This is a genomic window from Arthrobacter sp. SAFR-179, assembly GCF_059414945.1.
In genome coordinates, this window is record NZ_JBPFDM010000019.1 from 19,709 (window position 1) to 28,580 (window position 8,872).

Annotated in this window: 8 protein-coding genes; 6 read left to right on the plus strand and 2 right to left on the minus strand. The window is 63.9% G+C overall.

The annotated features are described in order from the left end of the window. Positions 1–72 precede the first annotated feature (72 nt). The 5 genes from ACR65K_RS20390 to arfA all read left to right on the plus strand — a co-directional run bounded on the left by ACR65K_RS20390 (position 73) and on the right by arfA (position 6,131). The gene (locus ACR65K_RS20390; RefSeq protein ID WP_056328543.1) at positions 73–1,074 is read left to right on the plus strand and encodes a LacI family DNA-binding transcriptional regulator; all 1,002 of its coding nucleotides are present in this window, start codon (positions 73–75) and stop codon (positions 1,072–1,074) included. 223 nt (positions 1,075–1,297) lie between these two features. Further along, positions 1,298–2,632, plus strand: coding sequence for an extracellular solute-binding protein (locus tag ACR65K_RS20395; protein WP_440154707.1), 1,335 nt, complete (start codon positions 1,298–1,300; stop codon positions 2,630–2,632). Between the two features lie 25 nt (positions 2,633–2,657). Continuing rightward, positions 2,658–3,638 (plus strand): carbohydrate ABC transporter permease, encoded by a 981-nt coding sequence (locus ACR65K_RS20400; protein WP_440154708.1) that lies wholly within the window; start codon positions 2,658–2,660, stop codon positions 3,636–3,638. A 2-nt stretch (positions 3,639–3,640) separates the two neighbouring features. After that, positions 3,641–4,537: a carbohydrate ABC transporter permease gene (locus ACR65K_RS20405; RefSeq protein WP_440154709.1), complete on the plus strand. Its 897-nt coding sequence runs from the start codon at positions 3,641–3,643 to the stop codon at positions 4,535–4,537. Between the two features lie 55 nt (positions 4,538–4,592). After that, the gene (arfA, locus tag ACR65K_RS20410) at positions 4,593–6,131 is read left to right on the plus strand and encodes an arabinosylfuranosidase ArfA (RefSeq protein ID WP_440154710.1); all 1,539 of its coding nucleotides are present in this window, start codon (positions 4,593–4,595) and stop codon (positions 6,129–6,131) included. Between the two features lie 55 nt (positions 6,132–6,186). Here the strand turns inward: arfA and ACR65K_RS20415 are convergent, their stop codons facing one another. Continuing rightward, positions 6,187–6,864, minus strand: a complete 678-nt coding sequence (locus ACR65K_RS20415; protein WP_013602309.1) for a Crp/Fnr family transcriptional regulator — start codon at positions 6,862–6,864, stop codon at positions 6,187–6,189. A 196-nt stretch (positions 6,865–7,060) separates the two neighbouring features. Between ACR65K_RS20415 and ACR65K_RS20420 the strand changes: the two genes are divergently transcribed. Beyond that, entirely contained in the window at positions 7,061–8,245 is a 1,185-nt protein-coding gene (locus tag ACR65K_RS20420) for a MarP family serine protease (protein WP_440154711.1), read from the plus strand. 10 nt (positions 8,246–8,255) lie between these two features. Here ACR65K_RS20420 and aroQ read toward each other — a convergent pair whose 3' ends face one another. Next, positions 8,256–8,720, minus strand: a complete 465-nt coding sequence (gene aroQ / locus ACR65K_RS20425; RefSeq protein WP_056328556.1) for a type II 3-dehydroquinate dehydratase — start codon at positions 8,718–8,720, stop codon at positions 8,256–8,258. Positions 8,721–8,872: the final 152 nt, after the last annotated feature.

Genomic DNA, 8,872 nt, shown 5'->3' on the forward strand with positions numbered 1-8,872 from the left:
CTCCATGCAGCTGGGGATGGCGGGCCGGAGTAAAATCGTCACCAAAGCCATACCGGGAATAAGGGGGCGCCGTTGCGCGCAACGGTCAAGGACGTAGCGCGCCTCGCAGGGGTTTCGCCCAAGACGGTCTCGAACGTCATGAACGGCATCGTCCCGGTCAGCGGTCCCACCAGGGCCAAGGTGGAGCAGGCCATGGCGGAATTGGATTACGTGCCCAATCTCTCGGCCCGGGGACTGCGCAACGGCAGGTCGGGGGTCATTGCCCTGGCCTTGCCCGACCTGGGCACGCCCTATTCTGCCGAGATCGCGCACAGCGTGGTGGAAGTAGCCCACGAGCAGGGGTGGAGCGTACAGATCGAGGAGACGGGGTCCGATCCCACCCGTGAATACGAGCTCATGTCGCGGGCGCGGTCCAACCTGATCGACGGGCTCATCCTCAACCCCGTGGTCCTGGACGAGAGTGCCGTCAAAGTGGGCGTTGCCTTGCCTCCGGTGGTGCTGTTGGGTGAGGTGTCCCAGAAACTGGCCGACCGTGTATGGGTGGACAGTGTTGCGGCTGCCCGTGACATGACCCTGGCGCTCGGCAGGACCGGCAGGCGGCGTATCGCAGTGTTGGGAGCCGCGGAAGGCCGCGGCTCGGCGGCGGCCGTCCTCCGCACGCGTGGGTACCACGCGGCACTCAAAGAACTGGGCATTGCCCGGGATGACTCCCTAATCATCCCCTGCGAAAAGTGGAGCCCGGATGCGGCAGCGAAAGCGCTGTCCGCCCATCTGGACTCCCATCCGCTCCCGGAGGCCTTGTTCTGCTTCACGGACTCCATGGCCATCGGCGCACTCAGCGTGCTGTGGAAGCGCGGCATCAGGGTTCCCGACGATGTGGCCGTTGCCGGCTTCGACGACATTGCCGACGCACAGTTTGCAGTGCCGTCACTGACCACCGTTTCCTTCGATAAGCGCCAGGTTGCCCGTGAAGCGTTGCGCCTCCTCACGGAACGCATGGTTGACCGGCAGGGCCCTCAAAAGGTCGTAGCCATTGATTACAGAATTGTGGAGCGGCAAAGCACCTCCTCCTAGGCTTTCTGCGCCCCAGTCAAAAACCTTCGGGAAACCGGGTAATCGAGAGCGGCACGTCACTTTGGGAACGCTAACAAATTTTCGTTGCGCCTCACATTACATCGATGTAATGTGAGGCCTGCGTCACACCGTCGGCTCGTCGGCACTCAGCCGAGGGGTATGCAGCAACAACGGTTCGTGGCACGGAAATGACTTTCAGCGGACCCATCCAAAGGAGTGACGGGTGAAGCAGTTTGATTCTTTCGCAGGCAGGCAGCTGTCAAGGCGGCAGCTCTTATCGGGAACCGCAGCAATGGGAAGCGTGTTTGCTGCGGCCGCCCTGGCAGGGTGCGGTGGGAACGCCTCCGCCGCGGCTGTCAGGGACATCCAGTTCTGGCATCTGTTGTCCGGCGGCGACGGCATCAAGATGCAGAACATGATCAGCAAGGCGAATGACGGCAACTCCGGGTTCAAGGTTCATCCGACGGTTCTTGCCTGGGGGCCGCCCTACTACACCAAGCTCGCCATGGCCTCCGCGGGCGGCCGTCCGCCCCAGTTGGCCATCATGCACGCCAGCAGGGTTCCAGGCTATGCGCCGGGAGGACTGATTGACCCATGGGACCTGGACCAGCTGGCAGAATTTGGCGTCACGCCCCAAAGCTTTGCCCCGCGGATCTGGGACAAGAGCCAGAACAACGGCAAGATCTTTTCCATCGCCCTGGATTCACATCCCTTTGTGATGTTCTACAACCGCGATGTGGCCGGGAAAGCCGGCCTCCTGGCCGGGAACGGGCTGTTGCAGGAAGTGAATTCCCCGCAGGACTTCCTTGCCATGGCCCGGGAAATGCAGAAGGTGACGAAAGCCCACGGTTTGTCCTTTGGGTACCTCGGCAGCGGGTCCCAGATGTGGCGCCTCTTCTACACCCTCTACAAGCAGCACGGGGCAGATATGGAGCTGACTCCCGGAAAGCCAATGGTTGCTGACAACGAGGCGGCGATCGAGTCCCTGGAGTTCATGGCATCGCTCTTCGATGACACCATTGCGGCGCAGAGTGGTGACATCAGTACAGGGATCGCGGAGTTCGCCCGCGGCGCCTCGGGGATGCTCTTCAGCGGCGTCTGGGAACTGCCAACGATGAAGAAGGCAGGCATCCCGGTAGACGCAGCAACCATTCCAACGCTTTACGGGACGCCGGCAGCCTACGCCGACTCGCATTCCTTCGTCCTGCCACGGCAATTGAATGTCGACGACGTGAAGCGCCGCGATGTCTACAAGTTCGTGAGTGACATCCTCAAGGGCTCGCTGTCCTGGGCCGAAGCAGGCCACATCCCCGCCTACCAGCCGGTGGTCCAGTCACAGGCCTACCGCGAGCTCACGCCCCAGATCCACTACGCCAACGCCGCGGACATCATCGCCTACGACCCGGAGGCATGGTTCAGCGGATCCGGCTCAGACTGGCAAACCTACTTTGCGGAGACCGTGCAGAACGTGCTCCTCGGCCGCGACAAGGCAACTGATGGCTGGGATGCCTTCGTGCGGCGCACCAACACCCTGCTTTCCCGTCCCAACCCGGTTTGAACCGCCAAGCGACATAGGAGTCCAAATGAGTTCCGTAGCAACATCACACGACAGGGAGGGGCAGCGGGGTTCGTTGCCCGGCCTGTCCCGGCACAGAGTATCCAACCAGGCGGGGTCCAAGCCCGCGAAGTCCCGTTCCCAGGGAAGCAGGGACAACATCAGCGGCTGGGCGTTCGCCGCGCCGTTCCTGGCGTTCTTCCTGGTCTTCCTCGTCTGGCCCCTCCTCTACGGGCTGTACATGAGCCTGACCGGCAAATCGCTTACCGGCGCGAACGACAGCCTCATTGGCTTCGCGAACTACGCCGAGGCCCTCGCCGATTCCGACATGTGGCGTTCCCTGGGCAACACCCTTTACTTCACCGTCATCAGCACCGTCCCGCTGGTGGTCGTTGCCCTGGTCATGGCGGCATTGGTTAATGTCGGACTGCCCGCACAGTGGTTGTGGCGCCTTTCCTACTTTGCCCCGTACCTGCTGGCCTCCACCGTGGTATCCCTGTTCTTCACCTGGATGTACAACCCCCAGCTGGGCCTCATCAACAACGCATTGGTCAGTGTTGGACTGCCGAAAGTGGCGTGGCTGAACGATCCCGGCGTAGCGATGTGGGCCATCGTCATTGCCACGCTGTGGTGGACGGTGGGCTTCAACTTCCTGCTGTACCTGGCAGCCATGCAGAACATCCCGGCCCAGCACTACGAAGCAGCATCGCTTGACGGTGCCGGCGCCTGGCGGCAGTTCTTTTCCATCACCTTGCCGCAGCTGGCACCCACCACGGTGATGATCGTGCTCCTCCAGATCCTTGCCTCGCTGAAGATTTTCGACCAGGTCTACCAGATGACCGCCGGCGGGCCCGGCGGCGCAACCAGGCCAGTGGTGCAGTACATCTTCGAAACCGGCTTCACCGGGTACCGGCTGGGGTATTCGGCAGCCATCTCCTACATCTTCTTTGGATTGATCGTGGCTGTATCGGTCATCCAGTTCTTCATCACCCGCCGCAGGAGTGCATAGCCATGGCAACCGAAACCCTCACCCGCCCCGCCACCTCCACTGCCAGGCCGTCCGCCAGGCGCAGGACCGGCAGCAGGATGACCCCCGGCCGGGCCGCAGTCCTGGCAGTCGCCGCTCTGCTGGCCGTCCTTTGGCTGGTGCCTTTCGCCTGGGCAACCGTTACGGCTTTCAAGAGTGAGACGGACGCCGCCGCTCCGAAGATCAGCTGGATCCCGCCGTCGGGCTTCACCGCCGACGCGTTCGTCAAGGTGTTCCAGGACGGCAACATCCCGCTGTGGACCTGGAATTCCCTCTACACCTCGGCGGCCATCACGGCTATCACCCTGGTGATCTCCGCACTGGTGGCCTACGCCCTGTCCCGGATCGATTTCCGCGGCAAGAAGGTCCTCATGGTGGTGATCATTGCGTCCATCATCATCCCGCCGCCGGTCCTGATCATTCCGCTGTTCTACCAAATGGTGGCGCTGCACATGATCGATACGTCGTGGGCCATCATCCTGCCGCAGGTCATCCACCCCGCCATGGTGTTCGTGCTCAAGAAGTTCTTCGACCAGATTCCCCGCGAACTCGAGGAAGCCGCTGTGATGGACGGCGCCAGCCGGATGCGGATCTTCCTCCAGGTGGTCCTGCCGCTGTCCCGTCCCATCCTGGCCGCCGTCGCGATCTTTGTTTTCATCGGCGCCTGGAACAACTTCCTCTGGCCGTTCATCGCCACCAACGACGGCTCCATCCTGACCCTCCCCGTGGGGCTGCAGACCATCAAGAGTGCGTACGGCATCCAGTACGCCCAGAACATGGCATCGGCCCTGCTTGCAGCCCTGCCGCTGATTCTGGTGTTCCTGTTCTTCCAGCGCCAGATCATCAAGGGCGTTGCGACGACGGGACTCGCCGGCACCTGATTCCCACCTTCGCTTCTACATCACAGACCCCGAGCACACCCAAGGAGATTTGCACATGTCCCGCGCCAGGATCACCCTCGACCGCGACTTCACCATCGCCGACGTGCCCCGCCGGCTGTTTGGCTCATTCGTCGAACACATGGGCCGCTGCGTCTACACCGGTATTTACGAACCCGGCCACCCGGAGGCTGACGACAACGGCTTCCGCCAGGACGTCCTGAAGCTCGTCAAGGAGCTCGGCGCCACCGTCATCCGCTATCCGGGCGGCAACTTCGTCTCCGGCTACGACTGGGAGGACGGGATCGGCCCCCGCGAAGACCGGCCGCGCAGGCTGGACGGCGCCTGGCACACGCTGGAGACCAACGCCTTCGGCCTCCACGAATTCGTGGATTGGTCCCGGCAGGCCGGCACCGAAATCATGGAAGCAATCAACCTCGGCACCAGGGGAGTGGACGCTGCCCGTGCCATTGTCGAATACGCCAACCACCCCGGCGGCACCCGCCTGTCCGACCTGCGGGCAAAGAACGGCCACAAGGATCCGTTCAACATCAAACTGTGGTGCCTTGGCAACGAGATGGACGGTCCGTGGCAGATCGGCCACAAGACGGCCGAAGAGTACGGCCGGCTGGCCCAGGAAGCGGCCAAGGCCATGAGATTCGTGGACCCGGACATCGAACTGGTGGCCTGCGGAAGCTCGAATTCCGGAATGCCCACCTTCGGTGCATGGGAGCAGACGGTCCTGACCCAGGCATACGACCAAGTGGACTACGTCTCGCTGCACGCCTACTACCAGGAGCGCGACGGCGACGTTGGCAGCTTCCTCGCCAGCGCAGTGGACACGGACTACTTCATCGAATCAGTCATCGCCACTGCTGACGCCGTCCGGGCCAAGGGCAAACACAAGAAGCACATTAATTTGTCCTTCGACGAGTGGAACGTTTGGTACCAGCGGGGCCTGGATACCGAGGACCAGCCGCACAACGTCTCCAAGGCCGGGTGGCGCGAGCACCCCCGGGTCATCGAGGACAAGTACAACGTGACGGACGCCGTCGTCGTCGGTACGTTGCTCAACTCGCTGCTCCGCCACGGGGACAGGGTCAAGATCGCCAACCAGGCACAGCTGGTCAACGTCATTGCCCCCATCTTCAGCGAGGAGAATGGCCCTGCCTGGCGCCAGACCATCTTCCACCCCTTCGCACGCATGGCCGAACTGGCGAAGGGCCGGATCCTGCGGCTGTCCGTGGACTCGGACAAATATGACAACGCCCGGTTCGGCGACACGGACCTGGTGGATGTCAGCGCCACCTGGAACGAGGAAACAGGCCGGGTGGCCCTGTTCCTGGCCAACCGCGGGCTGGAGGAGGCCGCGGAGGTGGAGGTCAGCCTGCGTGGCTTCGATGCGCAGCGGGTGGTCAGGGCCGAGGTACTCGAAATTCCCGAGGGCGGTGACCGCTTCACCATCAACAACCAGGAGAACCCGGACCGCGTGGGCCTCAAGCCGCTCCAGGGAGCCAAGGCAGACGGGTCCGAGCTCCGTCTCAGCCTCCCCGCCTTGTCGTGGGCCGTCGTCGAACTGGACGTGGTCAAGAACTGACCCACTCCCAGGCACAGAAAAGGCCGCCCCTCGGGGCGGCCTTTTTCGTGGGGGTTTAGCGGGAGCGCTGGCGGAGCCGCTGCATGTCCAGGATGACCACGGCGCGGGCTTCGAGCCGGAGCCAGCCGCGCTGGACGAACTCCGCCAGGGCCTTGTTGACCGTCTCGCGGGAGGCGCCCACCAGCTGCGCCAGTTCTTCCTGGGTCAGCTCGTGTGCCACCAGGACGCCATCGGTGGCGGGCCGGCCGAATCGGTCCGCCAGGTCCAGCAGCGCCTTGGCCACACGGCCGGGGACGTCGGAGAAGACGAGGTCGGAGAGGGAGTCGTTAGTGCGGCGGAGGCGGCGGGCCAGGGCCTGCAGCAGCTGGGCCGACACCTCGGGGCGCGTGCGCAGCAGGGTGTTCAGGCTCTCGTTCTTGAGCCCGGCAAGCCGGGTTTCGGACACCGCGGTGGCGGTGGCCGTTCGGGGGCTGGGATCGAACAGCGCCATCTCGCCGAAGAGCTCACCGGGGCCCAGGATGGCCAGGAGCGATTCGCGGCCGTCGGGGGAGGTGCGTCCGAGCTTCACCTTGCCGGAGACGATGAAGTACAGCTGGTCACCCTGGTCACCTTCGCGGAACACGGACGCGCCGCGGGACAGGTCCACCTCGGTCAGCTCATCCGTCAGAAGGCGGAATGCGTCGTCGTCGAGCGTGGCGAAAAGGGGTGCTCGGCGCAGTACCTCGATGTCCATGAAATCTCCTGAGTAAAAGTATCGGCTGTGGCGGCTTGTGCCATTGTTTCAGAATTTTCAACGTTCTGTGACGAACTTGGCAGCCGAAACGCCTGCAGGCAGTTGAACGCGGGTTTGCCGGACGGCGGGGCAGGCCGCGGAAGTTTGTCAGTGTGCGCCACTAGAATGGGGATTCAACTGTTAATAAGGAGCCTTTGTGGTCGGCCTGACTGTCCTGGACATCGTCCTGATCCTGGCGCTGCTGTCATACCTGATCTACGGCCTTCGCAACGGGTTCCTGGTCACCGCAGGTGGCCTTGCCGGTTTTGCTGCGGGCGCCATTGCCGCCTTCTTTGCCGTCCCCCTCGTCAGCACCTTTGTCGAGGACTCCGGATGGAGGCTCACCGCCATCATTGCTGCCGCCGTCGTCCTGATGGCCCTGGGGCATGGGCTGGGCACCATGGTGGGGCGCCAGCTACGCGGCGTGGTGCGGATCCGGCCGCTGCGCGCGGTGGACCGGCTGGTGGGCGGTGCGCTGAACCTGGTGGTCTCGGCTCTGGTGATGTCCATGCTGGCCTTCAGTGTCAGCTCCCTCGGCGTGCCGGTGGTGTCCCAGCAGCTGGCCGAGTCCAAGGTGATCCGCTTTATCGACGGGCTCACCCCCACTCCCGTGAAGGCCACCATGGCGCAGCTGCGCTCCACGGTGATCGGCAACGGTATCCCTACGCTGATCGAAGGCCTGGACCAGGGCCAGGCAGTCCAGGTACCCAACACCAGCACCAATACGCCCGCGCTTAACAAAGCGGCACAGTCCGTCCTCAGGATCGCCGGCACGGCGTACGAATGCGGACAGAACCAGACCGGCAGCGGCTTCGTGGTTTCCCAGGACCGCGTGGTGACCAACGCACACGTGGTTGCGGGTGTGTCGCAGCCGGTGGTGGAGATGCCCGACGGCGGTGCGATGCCAGGGCGCGTGGTCTACTTCGATACCAAGCGGGACCTGGCGGTCCTTGCCGTGGACAGTCTGCCGTCCCGGCCGTTGCCGCTGAGCCGCGACCTTCCCGGCGGCAGCCAGGCCGCATTTGCCGGATATCCGCACGGCGGACCTTTCCAGTCCAAGCCCGCCACGGTGCAGGACATCGCCACGGTCCTGGTCCCGGACATCTATGGAAACAACCCCTCGCCGGAGGACATCTACCGCCTGGCCGGGGATGTGCAGCCGGGAAACTCGGGCGGCCCGCTGCTCACCACCGACGGCCAGGTGGCCGGCGTGGTCTTCGCCAAGGCAACCTCCGATGCCGAGGTGGGGTTCGCCATCACCATGAGCGACCTTGACCCCGTGGCAGAGCAGGCGCCGGCGCTGTCCACTCCCGTTTCTTCCGGGCAGTGCATCCAGAAGTAGCGGCCTGCGGCTAAAGGACCTCGGCGAGGTAGTCGATGGCCAGCTTGTAGCCGAACACTCCGGCGCCAACAATCACCGCGGCGCAGACCGGCGACAGGTAGGAGTGGTGCCGGAATTCCTCCCGCTGGTGCACGTTGGTGATGTGAACCTCGACGGCGGGCAGCTGCACAGCCGCCAGGGCGTCACGAAGTGCCACGGACGTGTGCGTGAAGGCGCCGGCGTTGAGGACAATCCCGACGGCGTTCTGCCGGGCGGCGTGGATGGTGTCCAGCAGGACGCCTTCATGGTTGGACTGGACGCACTCCACCGCGAATCCGTGGTTCTTCCCGGCGGCCGCAGCCAGCTGCTCCACGTCGGCAAGGGTTGAGGTGCCGTATTTCTCGGGCTCACGGGTGCCCAGCAAGTTCAGGTTGGGGCCGTTGATGACCAGGATGGTGCCGCGGCCGGCTTCGTCAGTGGAGGTGGCTTCAGTCATGGTTGCCAATCTATCGCCCGGGTAGTTCGGGGCGTGCATTCTTACGCCCACCCACCCCATCGACTGCTCCGTAGATGACCCTTCTATAGTTCGTCAAACCGTGCAGGGGTCCAGTTTTGCCGCGTTGAGGGTTCGGTAGATGCGCCGGGCGA

What these genes read in the sequence shown, in the direction of transcription:
- ACR65K_RS20400 (WP_440154708.1), top strand. Translation starts at nt 2,658, where the DNA reads ATGAGTTCCGTAGCAACATCACACGACAGGGAGGGGCAGCGGGGTTCG.
- ACR65K_RS20405 (WP_440154709.1), top strand. Translation starts at nt 3,641, where the DNA reads ATGGCAACCGAAACCCTCACCCGCCCCGCCACCTCCACTGCCAGGCCG.
- arfA (WP_440154710.1), top strand. Translation starts at nt 4,593, where the DNA reads ATGTCCCGCGCCAGGATCACCCTCGACCGCGACTTCACCATCGCCGAC.
- ACR65K_RS20415 (WP_013602309.1), bottom strand. Translation starts at nt 6,864, where the DNA reads ATGGACATCGAGGTACTGCGCCGAGCACCCCTTTTCGCCACGCTCGAC.
- aroQ (WP_056328556.1), bottom strand. Translation starts at nt 8,720, where the DNA reads ATGACTGAAGCCACCTCCACTGACGAAGCCGGCCGCGGCACCATCCTG.